General features: G+C 73.5%; 14 protein-coding genes. 4 read left to right on the forward strand and 10 right to left on the reverse strand.

The window, feature by feature from the left end:
* Positions 1-2: 2 nt before the first annotated feature.
* The 10 genes from ACFUJ1_RS19510 to ACFUJ1_RS19555 form a co-directional block, all read right to left on the reverse strand.
* Positions 3-1,445: a DUF4226 domain-containing protein gene (locus ACFUJ1_RS19510; RefSeq protein WP_378647472.1), complete on the reverse strand. Its 1,443-nt coding sequence runs from the start codon at positions 1,443-1,445 to the stop codon at positions 3-5.
* Positions 1,442-2,281 carry a hypothetical protein gene (locus ACFUJ1_RS19515; protein ID WP_378647474.1) on the reverse strand — a complete coding sequence of 280 codons (840 nt, stop codon included), beginning with the start codon at positions 2,279-2,281 and terminating at the stop codon, positions 1,442-1,444. Before ACFUJ1_RS19515 ends, ACFUJ1_RS19510 begins: the two co-directional genes overlap by 4 nt.
* Before the next feature lie 6 nt (positions 2,282-2,287).
* Complete coding sequence (locus ACFUJ1_RS19520) at positions 2,288-4,699, reverse strand: hypothetical protein (RefSeq protein WP_378647476.1); 2,412 nt, start codon at positions 4,697-4,699, stop codon at positions 2,288-2,290.
* Positions 4,696-7,197: an ATP-binding protein gene (locus tag ACFUJ1_RS19525; protein ID WP_378647478.1), complete on the reverse strand. Its 2,502-nt coding sequence runs from the start codon at positions 7,195-7,197 to the stop codon at positions 4,696-4,698. The genes ACFUJ1_RS19520 and ACFUJ1_RS19525 overlap by 4 nt, the downstream gene beginning before the upstream one ends.
* Before the next feature lie 3 nt (positions 7,198-7,200).
* A complete protein-coding gene (locus ACFUJ1_RS19530) occupies positions 7,201-7,608 on the reverse strand; it encodes a hypothetical protein (RefSeq protein WP_378647480.1) in 408 nt (135 codons plus the stop codon).
* Complete coding sequence (locus ACFUJ1_RS19535) at positions 7,605-7,865, reverse strand: hypothetical protein (RefSeq protein WP_233019411.1); 261 nt, start codon at positions 7,863-7,865, stop codon at positions 7,605-7,607. The genes ACFUJ1_RS19530 and ACFUJ1_RS19535 overlap by 4 nt, the downstream gene beginning before the upstream one ends.
* A gap of 19 nt (positions 7,866-7,884) precedes the next feature.
* Positions 7,885-8,889 (reverse strand): conjugal transfer protein, encoded by a 1,005-nt coding sequence (locus ACFUJ1_RS19540; RefSeq protein ID WP_378647482.1) that lies wholly within the window; start codon positions 8,887-8,889, stop codon positions 7,885-7,887.
* 65 nt (positions 8,890-8,954) lie between these two features.
* Positions 8,955-10,085, reverse strand: a complete 1,131-nt coding sequence (locus ACFUJ1_RS19545) for a GAF domain-containing protein (protein ID WP_378647484.1) — start codon at positions 10,083-10,085, stop codon at positions 8,955-8,957.
* 100 nt (positions 10,086-10,185) lie between these two features.
* Entirely contained in the window at positions 10,186-11,076 is an 891-nt protein-coding gene (locus ACFUJ1_RS19550; RefSeq protein ID WP_378647485.1) for an ROK family protein, read from the reverse strand.
* Positions 11,073-11,444: a hypothetical protein gene (locus ACFUJ1_RS19555; protein WP_378612833.1), complete on the reverse strand. Its 372-nt coding sequence runs from the start codon at positions 11,442-11,444 to the stop codon at positions 11,073-11,075. The genes ACFUJ1_RS19550 and ACFUJ1_RS19555 overlap by 4 nt, the downstream gene beginning before the upstream one ends.
* Positions 11,445-11,794: 350 nt before the next feature.
* On the opposite strand from ACFUJ1_RS19555, the gene ACFUJ1_RS19560 reads away from it, so the two are divergent.
* From ACFUJ1_RS19560 to ACFUJ1_RS19575, 4 genes are all read left to right on the forward strand, one after another.
* Positions 11,795-12,328, forward strand: a complete 534-nt coding sequence (locus tag ACFUJ1_RS19560; RefSeq protein ID WP_378647486.1) for a MerR family transcriptional regulator — start codon at positions 11,795-11,797, stop codon at positions 12,326-12,328.
* Between the two features lie 104 nt (positions 12,329-12,432).
* Positions 12,433-15,423, forward strand: coding sequence for a BTAD domain-containing putative transcriptional regulator (locus tag ACFUJ1_RS19565; RefSeq protein WP_378647488.1), 2,991 nt, complete (start codon positions 12,433-12,435; stop codon positions 15,421-15,423).
* Positions 15,424-15,633: 210 nt separating this feature from the next.
* Positions 15,634-16,068 carry an SgcJ/EcaC family oxidoreductase gene (locus ACFUJ1_RS19570; RefSeq protein WP_378647490.1) on the forward strand — a complete coding sequence of 145 codons (435 nt, stop codon included), beginning with the start codon at positions 15,634-15,636 and terminating at the stop codon, positions 16,066-16,068.
* 70 nt (positions 16,069-16,138) lie between these two features.
* Positions 16,139-17,533, forward strand: a complete 1,395-nt coding sequence (locus ACFUJ1_RS19575) for an FAD-binding oxidoreductase (protein ID WP_378647492.1) — start codon at positions 16,139-16,141, stop codon at positions 17,531-17,533.
* The last annotated feature ends 12 nt before the right edge of the window (positions 17,534-17,545 follow it).

Below are 17,545 nucleotides of genomic sequence, written 5' to 3' on the forward strand. Positions count from 1 at the left end.
GCTCAGGCCCAGCGCGCGGCCCGATAGTTCTTGGGCAGCGGCACCTCGCCGAGCGGGACCCCGGACCGAGACGCCGCATAGCAGACGCCGTTGCCCGCGTACATGATGACGTGCCCCGGGACGCCGTTCTCGAAGGAACTCTCCGGGAAGACGAGGTCGCCGGGTTGCAGCGGCCCGGTCACCCGCGGAAGCTGCCGGTACTGGTCGGCGGCGACCCGCGGGATCTTCACCCCGGCGGCCCTGGCCGCGTACTGCATGAGCCCCGAGCAGTCGAAGGAGTTCGGCCCCTCGTTGCCCCACACGTAGGGCTTGCCGAACTGCGCCCGAGCCGTGTCGAGCGCGATCTTCACCTTCCCGCTCGCGGGTGCTCCGGCGCCACCGGCCGAGACCGGTGTCTTCTTGCCCGCGATGTTGTTGAGGTATTGGGCGGTGAGCTGGTTGATGAAGGCGGCGGTGTCGGTGTTGCCCGTGTTGGTGCTGCCCGCGATGGCGTTGGCTTTGGTGAGGGCGGCGGTGAGGATTGTGTGGACCTGTTGCTGGCCTTGTTTGGTGTAGGCCTGGGGGCCGAGTTCGTTGATGGCGATGTTGACTTCGCGGAGCAGGTTGTGGATGGCGGTGCGGTCGATTTTGGTGGTGCCTGCGGTGCGGGTGATGTAGTTGGCGAGTTGGTTGTCGAGGGTGTTGTAGGCGTTGGCGAAGTTGGCCTGGTAGAGGCGGCGAGCCTTGACCGATTCGGCGCCGGCGCCGGAGCCGGGGGCGAGTCCGAGTTCCTTGCGGAGGGCGAGCGTCTCGGGGTCCTTGGTTTCCCCGTCGCCGTAGGCCGCCACCAGCGCCTTCAGGACCTCGAGCACCCGCTGGTCCTGCGGGCTCAAGCCCGCTGTCGCGGTGCCGCCCCCGGGCGCGGCGGTGCTTTCGCTCGTCGGAGCGCCGCCGCCCGTCCCGGCCGAGCCCCCGCCCCCGAGCAGGGACTGGGCCAGGGTCGGGAGCATGCCCAACGCCATGGTCCCCGCCATGGTGGCGGCGGGGAGGACCGCGGCGACGGTGTCGGCATCCAGCGCGGGTGGCGGCGGATTCGCCGGCGGCGCCGCGACGGCCTGCGGCTGCGCCGGGACGGGAGCGGGAGCTGCCGCCGGAGCCACGGGGACCGCCGCCGCGCCCCCCGGTGCGAGCGGACGCAGCGCGGGTGGCAGCAGCGCCGAAGGCACCGTGATCCCCGGCAACCCCGGAATCGCGGTGTTCCCGGGCGGGCCCGCCACCGGCGCGGCGGCACCGGGCGCGCCGACCGCGGGCATCGCGGGCATGGCGGGCAGCCCACCGCGCCCGCCGCGCCCCTGCCCGGACCACGGCGTCACCGTCGCGCCGTTCTCCCCCGCCCCGTCCTCCGGTGTCTCCACCGGCTCCGCGACGACCGCCTCCGCGATCGACCACACCTCCGCGCTCGTCATACCGCCCCGCTCAGCACGCGCTTCACCCGGACATCCGCACCGGACGGCAGCTCCTGCCACACCGCCAGCCCGGTGCCCGGCTCGACCGTCACCAGCTGCCCCGGCCCCACCGCGACCCCGGCCCTGCCCGGTGCGTTCCCGCGAAAGTCCCAGAACACCAGGTCACCCGCCGAGACCGCCGACCGATGCACCCGCTGCCCGCACCCACTCTGCGCGGCAATGGATTCCGGCAGCAGCACCGCGCCACCGGCATCCGGCCGCCCGCAGACCGCGCTCCCCGCAGCGGGCTCGACCGGCACCTCCGCACAGCGCCCGGAGGCCACCGCGAGCGAGGCGCCGTAGGTCACCGACCGGACGAACGCGCCCGCCTCGGCGACCGCGTCGCGCCGCGCGAGCGCCAGCTCCCGCGCGCACCCGGCCGCGACCCCGGTATTGCCGTACCCCCACGGCTGCTCCTGGTACGGGGCCGTCCGCATGGCGGCGACGCAGCTGCGCTCCCAGGCCGAGAGCGAACCGGCGTCCGGCGGGACCGTCAGCGCCGCATAGGGATTGGTGCTCGGCGTCGCGGCGGGCGGCGGGGCCGCGGTCAGCGGCGGCGGCTCCGCACCGCTCCCGGACGGGTCCGGCCCGACCGCGCTGTCGCACTGGTAGCGCAGGTCGGCGGCGGAGGTCGCGACCGAGCCCGCCGCGGCGATGATCGCCACCGCGGGCACGGCGAGCAGCAGGACGGCGACCGCGCCGCCACCCCACCGGGCCCCGCTCCCACCGCCGGAGCGATCCCGCCGCCGCCGCGGCCGCGGCACCAGCCACGCGAGCATCATCAGCCGACCGAACATCGCGGCTCACCGCAGCCGTTCGGCGACCGGGGAGAGGGCGCGGCGCCACGCGGCGACGTCGGGGCGATGCGTTCCCGGCGGTTGCAGGGTGTGCCACGGCGTCCGGTTCACCCCGGAGCTCCACAGGTCGGTGTCGGTGGCCGCGGTGATGACCCGCCGGGCATACCGCATGCGATGCGGATCGGAGACGTCGGCCATGATGGCGTCGACCGCCTCCGTTGTCAGTTTCGCGTGCTCGTTGCCGATCCACTTCATCATGCGCCCGGCGGCATCCCGGTCCACGCTGTGCAGGGTGGGGGGAATGCTCGTCCGGTTGCCGTCGGCCACATTCTGCAGCGCTTCCAGCTTCGTCTTGGTCGGATCGCGCATGTAGTCCTCGACGTACCTGCGCTGCGCGCCGATGGCGGCGCCCCCGTCCAGGGTGACCCCGCCCGCGTGCGCGAGGCGCCACCGCTGCGCGACCGACTCCAGCGTCGCCAGGTGCGCCACCATCTCGTCCGGGTCGCCGTTGTGGCCGAAGACCAGCCGGTCGGCGGCGTGCCCCACGTTCTGCATGGCGGCGACCACGTGGCCGAGGTGCTTGTTGGCGAGCGTCTCGTCCTCGGCGTTGTCCTCCATCATTCCCCAGGAGCGGACGGCGCGGGCCATGATCTCGCGGTCGCTGAAACCGGCGCCGGTGAGCGCGCCGTAGGCGCCGTCGAGCAGGCCGCCGGAGTTCCGCAGCCTGCGGATCGCCGCCGCGGCGCCGCGCGGGGTGTCGAGGCCGCCGCCGTGCTCGGCGCCCGCGCGCGCGGCCACGGCGAACTGCTCGCGGTTGAGCTGTGCCTGCGCCATCCAGCCGGTGGCACCACCGAGCCCGGGCGCGGCGTAGTACTCCCACATCGACTTCTGCATGGCCTTCTCCATGCGCGCCCGCGGCCGCAGCGGGTTCCTGATCCCGCCCCACACCCACTCCGTCGCGGGGGAGCTGTTGATGGTGCTCACCGCGGCCAGCGTGTTGAGCAGCCCGAGCCCGCCGATCGAGGTGGCCCCGCCGCCGCCACCCGTTCCCATCGCGCCGCCGCCCGCCCGGCCGTTCTCGCCGCGCATGGCGTTCCCGATCCGGTCCACGATCCAGTCGGTGCCCCCGGCGATCTTCCGGTTCAGCAGGTTCAGCTCCACGATCAGCACCAGCCCGGCCCCGGCGCTGATCACCAGGACCGACATGACCTGCCCGCCCGCCTGCCGGAACAGGTTCCCGTAGAAGAGGCAGGCCGCGCCGAGCGCGATGGTGTTGACGACCATGGCCGCCGCGGCGATCAGCCCGTCCACGATGTTGTACACCAGGAACGACTGCGTCGGCCCGTACACGAAGCCGCCGGCCGCGAAGCCGAAGATGGAGTAGATGCCGTGCTTGAGCACGCGCATCCCGGCGCGCAGGATCCGCCAGGCGAGCATCACCCCGAGCCCGCAGATGATCAGCGCGGTGAGCAGCATCAGCAGCCCGGCCCCGATCTGCCCGGCCCCCGGATTCGAGGCGGAGACGAAGGCGGCGGTATCGCCGCAGCTCTGCAGCCCGTCCTTGACCCGGTCCTCGCTGCCGCTGAGCATCCCGCTGGTCCAGACCCCGCCGCAGGCGGGCCGGTCGTCGATCACGTGCCCGAAGTTCCAGACCTGCAGCGGGCGCCGGGCGAGGTTGTCCGCGAGCGTGGTCTGGATGGTCGCCACCAGCCGCATGGGGTTCACCTCGGTGTTGCCGTTCAGCCCGGCGGCCACGGTGATGCCGACGTCCCTGCCCTTGGCGAGCACCCCGTCCGCGGCCAGCGCGTCCTCCAGCGGGTGCGCGAGGAAGAACGGCCCGGCGATGGCGACCAGCACCATGGTGCAGACCTGCGCCACCGCCTTCGCCGACTGCCCGCGCACGATGAAGTAGGCCACGAAGAAGGCGCCGATCGCCGCCGCGGTGAGCAGCATGATCGGGGTGGCGAGCTGCCCGCTGAGGTTGGCGGCGACCCCCTCGAGGGCGGAGCCGATCGAGGCGAGCCACTGGAAGCTCAGGGCGTAGCCGATGATCCAGATCGCGGTCGTCACGATCACCGCCCAGCCCGCGAACTCCAGGCTGATGATGGTCGAGAGCACGGTGTTGCCCGGGTTCAGCACGCCGCCGCGGTCGGTGACGAACATGTACTGCGACAGCGGGACCCCGGCGGAGTCCTTCACCGCCATCCAGCTCAGCGCGCTGTTGACCGAGCCGGGGGTGCCCGCCGAGCCGCTGCCTGCCAGCGCGGCCCCGCCGAGCGCGGCCGGGAGGACGACCGTGAGGGCGAGCACGGCCAGCAGCCGGGCGGTCCAGCGCCTGCGCCGGGTGGCGGTGACCCAGGACCGCCCGCGCCGCCACCACCTCGCCGCGCTCCCGGCGCGCCCGCGCTCCGTCGTCACGGCACGGTCTGTCGCGCGGCGGTCGGGGTGCTGGTGATCGCGGCCGCCCGGTCCGCCCGCGCCGGGCCGAGCACCTTGCCGCGGCCGATCCGGTTCAGCGCGTCCCGCATGAACATCTCGCCGCGCCGCTCCTCCGGCACCTTGCGTCCGGCCCCGACCGGCGGCGCGGTCTCCTCGCGCAGCACCTGCAGCAGGAACGGCGCCTCCTCCAGGTCGACGCCGAGCCAGTCGAGGCTGTTGCGCGCCAGCACCTCGTCGCGCTGCCGGAAGACGAAGCGGTTCGGGATGAGATTGTGCGCGGCGCCCTGGAAGTCGGTCGCCGGGTCGTGCGAGGCGAGCCCGATCGCGGCCAGGTGCTTGCGGCCGTCCCTGCTGAAGTCGGAGGTGACCGCGGCGCCCACCTGGGTCTGCGTGAAGTGGTGCGCCTCGTCCCCGACCAGCAGCCCGAACCGCCCGTTGTCGCTGAGGAACGCCTCCCGCGCCGCCACCCCGACCAGCTCGTAGAGCGCGGTGCCGAGCCGCTTGGTGAGCGGCAGCCGCTGGTACAGGTGCGGGGTGGTCAGCTCCTCCGCGCTCGGCAGCGCCAGCTTGTGGCTGCGGACGACGGTGGCGGCGGCGTCCAGCCGCAGCGGCGGCAAGTCCGGGTCGAAGAGCACCGGCACCCGCTCCACGATGGTGCCGAGCCGGGCCGCCAGGTCCGCGTACTCCTCGCCCAGCTCGCCCGCGCCGCGCAGCCGCCGAACCGTGTTGTAGAGGTCGAGCATGCTCCGGATGCCGTGCTCGGCCATGCCCTTCACCGAGAGCAGCGAGCTCCCGGCGGCGCCGGCGCCCGAGGTGGGCGAGAGGTCGAGCAGCGGCAGGATCGAGTCGAGCGCGCGCTCGCCCGCGATCCGCGGGTCGAAGAGCCGCAGCGGGTCCAGCGAGACGACCGGGTCGGCGAGGTCGATCACCACCGCGTCGTCGATGGTGCCCGCGAAGTGCTCCCACTCCCCGACCTGGCTGCGGTCGAGCGCGAGGAACTGCCCGCCCATGTCGTGGACCAGCACCGCCATCAGCTTCAGGAAATACGACTTGCCCGAGCCGAGCTCGCCGGTCACCGCGAACGAGGCGGAGAAGTCGTGCAGCGCCGCCTCCATGATGCCGAAGTGGATCGGCTCGAAATTGCCGGAGAGCAGGTTCACCCCGATCACCGGCCCGCTGTCGTCGCCGACCTGGCTGGTGATGAACGGGACGAACCCGGCCCACATGTCGGAGGGGACGATGTGCGCGAAATCGTCGAAGGCGCGCCGCGGCGGGCTGCCGGGCACGAACATCGACCACAGATCCACCTGGGCGCCGACCGGCGCCGTCAGCTCCACCTGGAACCGCTTGTACCGCCGCTTCAACGTGTTCACCGCGTCCATGGCGACCTCGCGGGAGGGCCCGCCGACGGCGATCACGGTGGTGAACGAGATCTCCGACTCGCCGCTGTTCACCTCGAAGTGGTTGTTGTACTCGCCCAGCATCTGCGCCTTGGCGGCGAGGGTGTTCTGCGCGAACGAGACCTCCTGGTCGCGCTGGTCCATCTGGTCGCCGAGCCGGCGCAGGTTCAGCTCGTTGTTCTTCAGCACCTGGTCGGCCGGGCGGGTGGCGATCCGCATCGCCCAGTCGACGGTGACGTTCTCCATCGCCTCCAGCACGGTCAGGAACTCGCTTCCCCCGGGAAACACCATGCCCGAGTACGGGAACGAGTGCGGGGTGAGCATGGCCTGGTAGGACGGCCGGTACTCGAAGTCCGGCTGCACCACCTTGATCACCGGGACGAAGGAGGGGCGCAGCCGCCGGTTGCCGTCGGTCCTGGCGCCCTCGTCCAGCGCCGCCGAGCGGAAGACCGCGGCGGTGGCGTCGTCCAGCGCGCCCGCCCGCGCGGGTGCCACCGGGTCGCCGACCGCGCCGCGCGAGAGGTAGTGCTCCCAGAGCCACTGGAACAGCGAGGCCGGCACCGGGACCGGGTCGAAGTCGCCGCCGATCCGGGAGAGGATCTCGTTCGCCTTCTCCGCGTAGCCGTCCAGCTCGGCCCGGGAGATCGCGGTGGCGTCGACGGCGGTGGTGCTGCCGCGCCAGACCCTGGCGAGCCCGGAGATGCCGGTGTTGCCCGCCCCGACCGGGATGGAGAGCAGGTGGATCCGGGTGCGCGGCCCGATCGCCCGCATCCGCTCGAAGGAGGCGACGACCTCGTCGGCGTAGTCCTCGCAGGCGTCCAGGTCGACGCCCTCCACCATCTTGGTCAGCACGTCGAGGGTGTTCAGCCTGGCCTGGATGCCGAGCAGCAGCGCGCCGTCCGGCAGGCTGGTGACGAGCGCGTGGTGCGCCGCCTTCACGTCGAACTTGTCGCTCCCCCTGCGCAACCCGTAGCCGAGCGGCTGCACGAAGTAGGTCGCGGTGACCAGCCCGGAGTGGGTGAACTGCAGGTTGCCCCTGACCGCGGCCGTCGGCTGCAGATCCCGGTCGAATGCCATCCGCTACGCCGCCTTCGCGTCCGGGAGCAGCAGCACCACCGATTCCTCGATGAACGTGGTCTGCTCCGCCGAGTCCGAGCCGATCGGCATCCCGGAGGCCGAGACCGGCCTGCGCAGCACGAGCAGCCTGCCGATCCACCAGATCCGCGAGGAGAGCCGCACCCCGGTGTAGGGCACGAGGCCACCGGCGAAGACGATCAGCACCGTCACCGCGGTGCCGATCAGGAAGGTGACCGCCGGGTTGGCGGGCAGCGTCATGGTGCCGATGCCGGTGAGCAGCAGCCCGGTCATGCCCGCCGCGACCTGCGGGAGCGTGTACGGCCCGAAGGGCAGCTTCTGCCCGTTCTGCGATTTCCCGATGACCGTCGGCACCCTTTTTATCGGGGTGAAGACCTTGACGACGTCACTCATGAACCGTAACCGACGGGGAAATTCGGCACGATGCTGTTGGAATCGATGCGGGCGTAATTGATGAGCGCGGGCAGCACCCAGAGCACGACACCGGCGAGCACCGCGGAGGCGCCGACGCCGATAATGCGGGTCGCGGCCAGTTTGGTGCGCGCGCTCTCCGCGATCAGAATTCCGATCGCGACGATCGCGATCACGATGAGCCCGGCCCACCGGACGAAATTCAGGACGATTACCAGAATGCTGGTCAAGCTGCTCATGGGGTGCTCTCTTTCCTGCTCAGTTCTGGGTCGGCGGCGGAATCCGCGCGGTCGTCGTCGCCGGTGTCGTCGAGGCGTTCGCCGGGCCCGCCGGGCCCGCCTCGCCGCCGGTCACCACGGTGAGCGGCTCGGTCAGCGCGGGGATCGGGTCGACCGAGGCCACCTGCCACTGCCCGCCGGTGCGCACCAGCGTGAGCGGGTAGACCAGGGTCGCCGCCGCCGCGCCGTCGACCTTCGGGGTCACCTGCACCGAGAGCCTGGCCCGCGCGCTCTCCGCGCCGCAGCTGCGGTCGTCGGAGTCCACCGCCGTCACCTCGGCCGCGCTGAACGGCGCGGGCTGCACCGCCGCGATCGCCGAGCCCGGCTGGGTGTAGCGGGCGATATCGCCGCTACCGGCGAGCATGGCGGCGAGGAAACCCGCGGCGACCTGGTGCAGCGGGGTCTCCTGGCCGCACGGCGCGCCGTAGGCGAGGCTCAGGTCGGTGCCGCGGGCGGGCGGCTGCACCAGCGCGGGCGGGGCCAGCGCGCGCAGCCTGCCCGCCGCGGTCGAGACCGCGACCCGGTAGTACTGCCGCGGCTCGCCCGCCGCCGCCGCGCCGGTCCGCGCGCCGTGCCGCACCGAGACCGTCACGCTCCACACGTCCAGCCCGCCGCCGGAGACCGTGCGCGCCACGTACACCACCGCGGGGTCGGCGACCGGTCGCCCGCTCGACGGCAGCGCGACCTGTCCGACGGCGGCGTACTCACCGAGCTTCTCCCGCTGCGCGGTATTCGCGGACAGATAACTCACCACGAATTGCTCCGCGAACGAACCGGCCAATTGCGCGCGCCCGATCAGCGCCGCCGTGGAATCGTCGGAGGGGCCGGGCGGCGCCGGGGTGAAGAAACCGTGCAGCGCGTTCCCGCCGCCGAGCACGGCGAGCACCGCGAGAATCGCCACTATCGCATTGTCACGGCGGCGGCGGGCGACCATCCGGCGGAGCAGAGCCTCCGAATCGTCCCGTTCGCGGACCGTGTTCCTCATGTCGGAAATGGTAGAGCGCACCGCTCGGCACGCTCGTCCACGCGGTTCCCAGGAATGGGAACCGCTCAGCAGGCAGAACTCCGGTCGCCCCCGGCCGCCAGCCGGTGGTGCAATTGCTCGTCGTACCCGATCGGGTGCCCGAAATCCGCGGGCGCGGGCCGCGCCGGATCGCCTGCCATCCGGACCAGCTGGGCGATCGCCAGCCGGGTGCTCGAACAGCCCGGGTACGGGTAGAGCAGCAGCGAGGTCGGGGTGTAGCCGCCCGCGTAGTTCAGCGTGCCGACGGTGACGCCCGCGCTCTCCCCGGTGTCGAGCCGCGCGCCGAGCTCGGCCAGCCGCGCCCGGTCGCCCGGGTGGAAGACGTCGACCGGGCGGAAGAGGTAGTCCCAGCGGATCCACGGCGCCGGGTCGGTGAGCCAGTGCGAGATGCTCGGGAAGTCGAGCTGCAGCACCGCCAGGTGGGTGCCCGCCCTGCGGTGCGCCTCGCGCAGGCCGATGCGCTCGAGCGTCGGCGGCGCCGCGGGGGTGTCGGGCACGGTGACGTCCTCGACCAGCAGCCAGGCGCCGCGGGTCCGCTCGTCGTCGCGGGAGCGAATCGTGAAGCGCCAGCGGCCCGGTCGCGTCCCGCCGTGCGTGATGGCGGCGTCGAACTGCAGCCGCCCGCCGCCGGCCGGGTCGTAGAGCAGGTCGAGCACCTCGGCGTGCCGGTCGAAGCTCGCCGCCCGGTGGAAGAGCTCGGCCAGCGAGATCCGGGGCACGTACTGCTCCGGCGAGCCGCCGGTCAGCCGGGTGATGCCGACCGGCTGCTCGATGGTCTGGTTGTCCAGGTCCCAGACCGCACCGACCGCGGCGGGCGGCTCCGGCGCGGGCGTGTCGTCCGGGCCGAGCCACAGCCGCACCGCGTGCACGTCACCGGCGGGGCCGAAGACCGGCCGCAGCAGCAGCCGGAACCGCCCCGCGCCGGTCCGCACGGTCCTGGCCAGCTCCTGCGCCCCGATCCGGGCCGCGCGAATGGCCTCGGCGACCTCGAGCGTGGTCAGCCCGTCGTACACGGCGGGGGTCTTGGACAGCAGCCGCTGCAGCACCCGCTGCCAGCTCGCGAAATCGCGGGGCGACTCCCCGACCGACGCCACCGACATGGTCTCCGGCGTCAACGTCTCGATCGTCACCCACGGAATCACGGGGCCAGTCCACATCGCACCCATTCAATGTACCGTTACTTAGCGGCGTGATCAACCGGTGCGTGAACTCCGTCCGACTTCGGAACGACCGCGAAATGGCCGCCCGGAGCGGCGGTTACTCCGGCAGGGCCAGCGCGAGCACCCCGGCGCCCGCCAGCAGCCCGAGCCCGCCGAGCGGCGACGGCACCACCCGCAGCCCGGAGACCGCGCTGAATCTGGCGTGCGTCGCGATCGCCTCGCCGAGCGGCTTCCAGAGCGCCGGGCCCGCCTCGGCGACCTGGCCGCCGAGCACGACCAGGTCGAAGTCGAGCAGCGCCGCCGCCGAGACCAGCGCGCGCCCGGTCGCGGTGCCTGCGCGCCCGACGGCCGCCGCGGGCACCTCGGCGCCGACCCGCGCCGCGTCGAGCAGCTCGGTCAGCGAGCCGCCCGCCCAGCCCTGGCCGCGCGCCCAGCGCAGCATCGATGTGCCGCCCGCGACCGCCTCCAGGCAGCCGCGGCCGCCACAGCCGCAGCGGTCGTCGAAGCCGGGGACCAGCGCGTGCGCGAGGTGCCCGGCATTGCCTGTACGCCCGACCACGGTGTACCCGCCGACCACGACACCGGCCGCGACGTGCCCGGAGAGCGCGACCGCGAGCACGTCGAGCGTCTCCCGCGCGGCCCCGAAGTTGCGCTCGGCCATGGCGAGGCAGACCCCGTCCAGCCCGAGCCGCACCGCGGCGCCGGGGAACATCGCCTTCGCCGCGTCGACGATGCCGAAGCCCGCCCGCCACTCCGGCACCCCGCCGGGGGCGACGACGCCCGCCTTCATGTCGATCGGCCCCGGCGAGGCGATGCCGAGCCCGGTCACCTCCAGCCCGTCCGATGCCTCGAAGAGCAGCGAGCGGCAGTTCTCCCAGACGTTCCTGGCGGGCATCGGGATCCGGCGCACCGCGTCGGCGTCGACGTCCTCGGCGATCCGGACCGCGGCGAGCTCGGTCGAGCCGATCTCCAGCGCCAGCGTCGTCACAGCCCGTCCGTTCCGGTGGGCGCGAGCGGGCGGCCGAGCACGAAGTGCCTGCGCGGGGCGGGGAGCGCGGGCACGGTGTCGCGCGGGCGCCTGCCGGTGCGGATGATCCGCACCGGGCGCTTGTGGTCGATCAGCGCGGGGCGGTGCGCGTCCAGGTTCTCGATCACCCGCCCGGAGTTGTCGTAGGCCACCCCGGCCCAGATCATGGCGCGGGGCGTGTCACCGCGGTCGATGAAGGTCTGGGCGAGCTGGGCGCAGCGGTCCGCGAGCGGGCAGCTCGCGCAGACCCGGACGGCGGAGCGCCAGGCCTCGGGGCCGCCGGCGTCCAGGTCCCAGTCCGCGGGGCTGCCCGCACACGGCGGGCGCACGGCGTTCTTCGGGGGTGAGTTCGAAATGTCTACCGGCGCGGGATGATTCGCGCCGGACGGACGGATTCGCGTAATGCTCATGGTCATCTCCGGAATTACCGAGGGCACACGTCACACCCGGTGCGTGTCCCATGGGATCGGACGATCATCGGGGCTGACGACAGTCCCCGGAAGGCCGGCCGCGAGAAGCCGACACCCCGAACGGTAACCCACCGTTGGCCGCCCGGCAAGACTTCATACCCCTGAATAACGGCACGTTGACTAGAGGGAGTGTCGAGCGCTACGGTGTCCAGCGATACGCTATCGAACGGTCCATCAGACCGGTTGCCCCGTGAGGTTTCGTTGTGAACATGGCCGCAGAAACCGAATTCACCATCGACGAGCTCGCCAGGGCGGCCGATATCACCGTGCGCAGCGTGCGCGTCTACCACGAGCGCGGCCTGCTGCCCTCCCCCGACGTGCGCGGCCGGGTCGGGTACTACCGCGGGGACCACCTGGACCGGCTGCAGACGATCAGCAGGCTGCTCGGCCGCGGCATGAAACTCGCCGGGATCAGGGAGCTCCTCGACGCATGGGACCGCGGCGACGGCCTCGCCGACGTGCTCGGCGTCGGCCCCGAGGAGCCGCTGGTCACCGACGCGCAGAGCCTGGAGCTGGCGACCACGCTGTCCGGCTCCGGGCTGCTCACCCAGGACACCCTGGAGCTGGTCGAGCAGCTCCGCACCGACTGCGCGCAGCTCGCCGAGCGCTGCGCCACCGAGCTGCGCGAGCGGATGGCGGGCCGGGATCCGGCCGATGTCGACGCCGCGCGGCGCGCCGTCGGCCGCGCCGCCGCCGAGATGCTGGAGCACGCCTTCACCGATCCGGCGCCGCAGACCACCTGAGCGACTTCGCGAACAGAACGAAAAGTACCCGGGCTTCCGGTGCGGGAAATTGCGCCGGAAGCTTAGATGTACGAATCAGTTCGGGTTCGCGGGAGGTCGAGACGTTGCGCCAGGTCGGCCCCGCGGGCAGCGTCATCCGCGAGCGAACGGCGGGCGCGCCGAGCTTCACGCTGCTCGGCGCGGTGCGCGGCAGGCTCGGCGCGCGGGAACTCGAGCTCGGCAGCCCGCAGCGGCGGCTGGTGCTCGCCGTGCTGCTGCTGCACGAGGGCGGCCCGGTGGAGCTCGACGACCTGGTCGACGCCGTCTGGGGCGACCGCCCGCCCGGCCAGGCGGTACAGGGAATCCGCAGCCACGTCGCCAATCTCCGGCGGGTGCTCGAACCCGAGCGCGCCGCGAGACAGCCCGCCGGACTGCTGATCTCGGTCGGCCGGGCCTATGCGCTGCGGCTGCCCGCGGGCAGCGTGGACGCGGTGCTGGCCGGCACCCTGGTCGAGCGGGCGCGGCGCAGCGAGCACGCAGGCGACAAGGCGGCCGCGCGCGAGCAGCTCGCCGCCGCGCTCGAACTCTGGCAGGGTTCGCCGCTGGCGGGGCTGCCCGGCCCCTTCGCCGAGCGGCACCGCGAGCGGCTGGCCGAGCTCCGGCTGGCCGCGCAGGAGCGGCGGCTCGCGCTCGACCTCGCGCTCGGCCCCGCCGAGCCGCTGCTCCCCGAGATCGCCGCGCTCAGCGCCGAACACCCGCTGCGGGAGGGCTTGCGCGGCCTGCACCTGACCGCGCTGCACCGGGCGGGCAGGCGCGCCGAGGCCCTGGCCGTGTACGCCCGCACCCGCAGCGAACTGGTCGCCGAGCTCGGCGTCGAGCCCGGCGCCGATCTGGCCCGGCTGCACCGCGAGCTGCTGCGCGACGAGCCGCCCCCCGCGCCCGCCGAGCCACCCGCCCCGGTGATCCCCGCGCAGCTCCCCGCCGACCTGGTCGATTTCACCGGCCACGCCGAGGTGGTCACCCAGCTCGCCGCGCGGCTCCGCCGCCCCGACCCGCACGGCGTGCCCGCGGTGGTGATCAGCGGCATGGGCGGGGTCGGCAAGAGCAGCCTGGCGATCCACGTCGCGCACCGGATCCGCGACCACTTCCCGGACGGCCAGCTCTACGCCGACCTGCACGGGGCCTGCTCCGCCCCGGCCGCGGCCGACGTGCTGCTCGGCGGCTTCCTGCGCGGCCTCGGCGTCCCGGAGGGCGAGCTGCCCGCCGCCGTCGTCGACCGGGCGGCGCTGCTGCGCAGCCTGCTCGCCACCCGGCGGGTGCTGGTCGTGCTCGACGACGCCCGCGACGTCGACCAGGTGCGCCCGCTGCTGCCCGGCACCACCGGCACCGCGGTCCTGATCACCAGCCGGACCGCGCTGAGCGAGCTCTCCGGCGCGCACCCGCTCCGGCTGCCGGTGCTCCCCCGCGACGACGCGCTGCGGCTGCTCGCGAAGATCGCGGGCCCGGAGCGGATCGAGGCCCAGCTCGCCGCGGCGCACCGCGCGGTGGAGGGCTGCGGCTTCCTCCCGCTCGCGGTGCGGATCGTCGGCGCGCGGCTGGCCGCCAGGCCCGGCTGGAGCGTGGCCAGGATCAGCGACCGGCTCGCCGACCAGCGCTCCCGGCTGGCACTGCTGCACGTCGGGGAGCTGACCGTCGCGCGCGCCTTCCAGCTCGGCTACGACCAGCTGAACTCCGCGCAGGCCAGGGCTTTCCGGTTGCTGGCGCGGATCGGGATCCCGGAGATCCCGCTCGCGGTCTGCGCCGCCGTGCTGGACTGCACCCTGGAGCGGGCCGAGGAGATCTGCGAGGCGCTGGTCGATCTGAGCCTGCTCGACACCCCGCGCCCCGACCGCTACCGCTTCCACGACCTGATCCGGCTCTTCGCGCTGGAGCAGCCGGAGCCGGAGGGCGCCGCGGCGGTGCCGAGGGCGCTCGACCACTACCTGGCGACGCTGAACCGCCTGCACCGGGTGTTCCGGAGCAGCGCCGTCCGCGACTGCCTGCTGCCGACCACCGCGAGCGGCAGCCCGATCGCCGACAACGAGGCGGGCCAGGCCTGGCTCGACCTGGAACGGGCCAACCTGATCGCGCTGCTGCGCGCCGCCGCGGCGGCGGGCGTGGTCCGGGTGGCCGCCGACGTCGCCTGGGCGCTGGTCAGCCTCTCCGACCTGGGGACCAACCCCGGCGAGACGCTGCGCGCGCTGGAAGCCGTGCTGCACGAGGCGGAGTCGCTCGGCGACCGGCCCGCGCAGGCCAGGCTGCTCGCCGCCGCGGGCGGGTTGCAGACCGTCGGGCTCGGGCAGTTCCTCGCGGCGGTCCCCCGGCTGCGCCGCGCCCGCACCCTGGCCGAGACCGAGGGCAACGGCAGGCTTCGCGCCTGGGCCGACGTGTATCTCACCCTCATCGACTGGCACCTCGCCCCCGCCGCCGAGCTGGCCGACCGGGTGGCGGCCGCCGTCGCGGCCTTCGACGGCACCGGCGTTCCCTGGGCCGAGTGCATTCTCCGGGTCGCCGCCGCGCAGGCCTACCTCGCCGTCGGCGCGCACGAACCGGCGGGCAGCCAGGCCGAGGCCGCCCTGAGGTTGGCGAGCAGGGCGGGGTTCGGCGAGATCGAGGCATTCGCCATGCAGGAGGCTGGCGCCGCACTGTCGGAGGCGGGCGAGCACGACCGCGCCCTCGAATTCTGCACCGCCGCACTGCGGCTCGCCCGCAGCCACGGCCCCCGGTTGCAACAGGGCTGGGCGCTGACCCCGCTGGCCCGCGCCAACCTCAATGCCGGGCACCTGGAGGCGGCCGAGGCGCAGGCGGCCGAGGCGGTGCGCATCCTCACCGGCTGCGCCGACATGTTCAACCGCGGCCGGGCGCTGGTGACCCACGGCCGGGCGCTGGCCGCGCTGCACCGCACCGACGAGGCCGTCACGGTCTTCCTGCGCGCCTGCCGCTTCTACGCCCGAATACGCAGGCGCGACATGGTCGATCAACTCCGTACCCTGCTGATCACCGACTTCGGAGTGCCACCGGACACCGACTTCTCCGGCACGCTTACCCGGCGCCAACCCAGCGCCAACGAGTACTGAGAAACTACCCGGATGCGCCCCCGCCCAGCCCCCGTCTCCGGCACGACGGGGGCTGGGCCGCCCGAACCGGGCGAATCGCCCGAATCGCCTGCATGCCGCGCGAATTCGGGACCACGCGCAGCGTCGCGCACTAGTGTCCGTTGTACACCTGTCGACTGGTTTCCCGGTGTCGGTCGATCAGTGGATACCGGTCCGAAAGGCAAGCCGATAATGGTTCACGACGTCCACCCGAGTACCGAGACGGCGCCGCACCCGCTCGACTGTCCCGCCCGCCCCGGCCTGCTGACGCCGTACCTCGACGCCTGGGCGGCCAACGACGCCGACGCGCTCGCGCACTGCTACACCGAGGGCGCCGTCGCCACCATGCCCGGGATCGTGCTCGCGGGCCGCGCGGCCATCCGCACCGAGATGTCGATCGTCTTCGCCCGCGGGCTGCGCGGGAGCCGCTCGGTGGTCGACCTCGATGACGTCCGCTACCTGGGTGCGCACTGCGACGTCGCGCTGGTCACCGGCCGCAGCAACCTGGTCTTCGCGAGCACGCTGCCGCACCCCGATGCCTGGGCACAGGACACCTGGACCCTCACCCTGCGCGACGGCCGCTGGCTCATCGACGCCCACCACCGCTCCGTCTCCGACTTGGCCTGAATCCTTCCCTGACCCGATAAATCGGCTGCCGTGCAATAGATTCCAGCCTTCCACGACCGGAAGGCCGCCCGTGAAATCCCGCATCATCCGAGTGCCGACCGAAGCCGGGCACGCCCTGTTCCTCGGCGCCCTGCGCGCCGTCGTCGGCCCGTCCCACGTCCTGACCGACCCCGCCGCGACGCGGCGCTACACCACCGACGCGACCGGCCACTGGAGCGGCCGCGCCCTTGCGGTCGTGCGCCCAGGCAGCACCGACGAGGTGTCGGCAGTCGTCGCCGCCTGTTTCGACGCGCGGGTGCCGATCGTCCCGCAGGGCGGCAATACCGGCCTGGTCGGCGGGACAGCGCCCGCCCCAGGGTCGATCTTGCTGAGCACCGGAAGACTGGACCGCATCGAGGTGAACGACCACACCGTCACCGCGGGCGCCGGGGTGACGGTCGCCGCCGCCGACCACGCCGCCACCGCCGAGGGCCTGCGCTTCGGCATCGACCTCGCGTCCAGGGATTCGGCGACGCTCGGCGGCATCGTCGCCACCGATGCGGGCGGCCCCCGCCGCATCCGGCACGGTAGCGCCCGCGCCCAGCTGCTCGGCATCGAGGCGGTGCTCGCCGACGGCTCGGTGCTGTCCCGCTCGACCGCGGCCGCCGCCGACAATATCGGCTACGACCTGCCCGGCCTGCTCGCGGGCAGCGAGGGCACGCTGGCCGTCGTCACCGGGGTCTCGATGCGGCTGGTCGCCCCCGCCCCCGACCCGCACGTCCTCGTCGCCGCGCTCGACACCGTCGACGCCGCACTCCGGCTGCACGACCGGATCCGCGAGTCCGAGCTGATCACCGAGGCGGCCGAGCTGATGACCCGCGGCGGCGTCGCGCTGGTGCGCGCGCACACCGGCGCCGGGCACCCGTTCCCCGTCGATACCCCTTACTACGCGCTGTTCGAGCTGTCCAGCCGGAACGGCACCGAACGCTCCGCGCTCGAACTCCTCGCCGCGAGCGGCGACCTCATCCGCGACGCGGTGCTCGCGCCCGCCCCCGCCCGCCGGCTCTGGCAGCTGCGCGAGGCGCACACCGAGGCGATCGGGCGCGAATCCCGCACCGCACCGGTCAAACTCGACGTCGCGCTCCCGCGCGCCGGGCTCAGCGCCTTCCTGGACGCCCTCCGCCCCCTGCTCGCCACCGACTTCCCCGCCGCCCGCCCGATCCTGTTCGGCCACTTCGCCGAAGGCAGCATCCACGTCAACCTGCTCGACGTCGCCCCGGCAGCGTCCGAGGCCGTGACCGACGCCGTGTTCACGCTCGTCGCCGAGCACGGCGGCAGCATCAGCGCGGAGCACGGAATCGGGCGCGCCAAGGCGCCGTGGCTGCACCTCGGCCGCAGCCCCATCGATGTGCACGCCATGAATCGGATCAAGGCGGCGCTCGACCCGCGCGGAATCCTCAACCCCGGCGTCCTGCTACCACGCTGACCCGGCCGCCCA

Origin of the sequence: Nocardia sp. NPDC057227 (assembly GCF_042669725.1) — a bacterium.
GTDB lineage: Bacteria > Actinomycetota > Actinomycetes > Mycobacteriales > Mycobacteriaceae > Nocardia > Nocardia asteroides_A.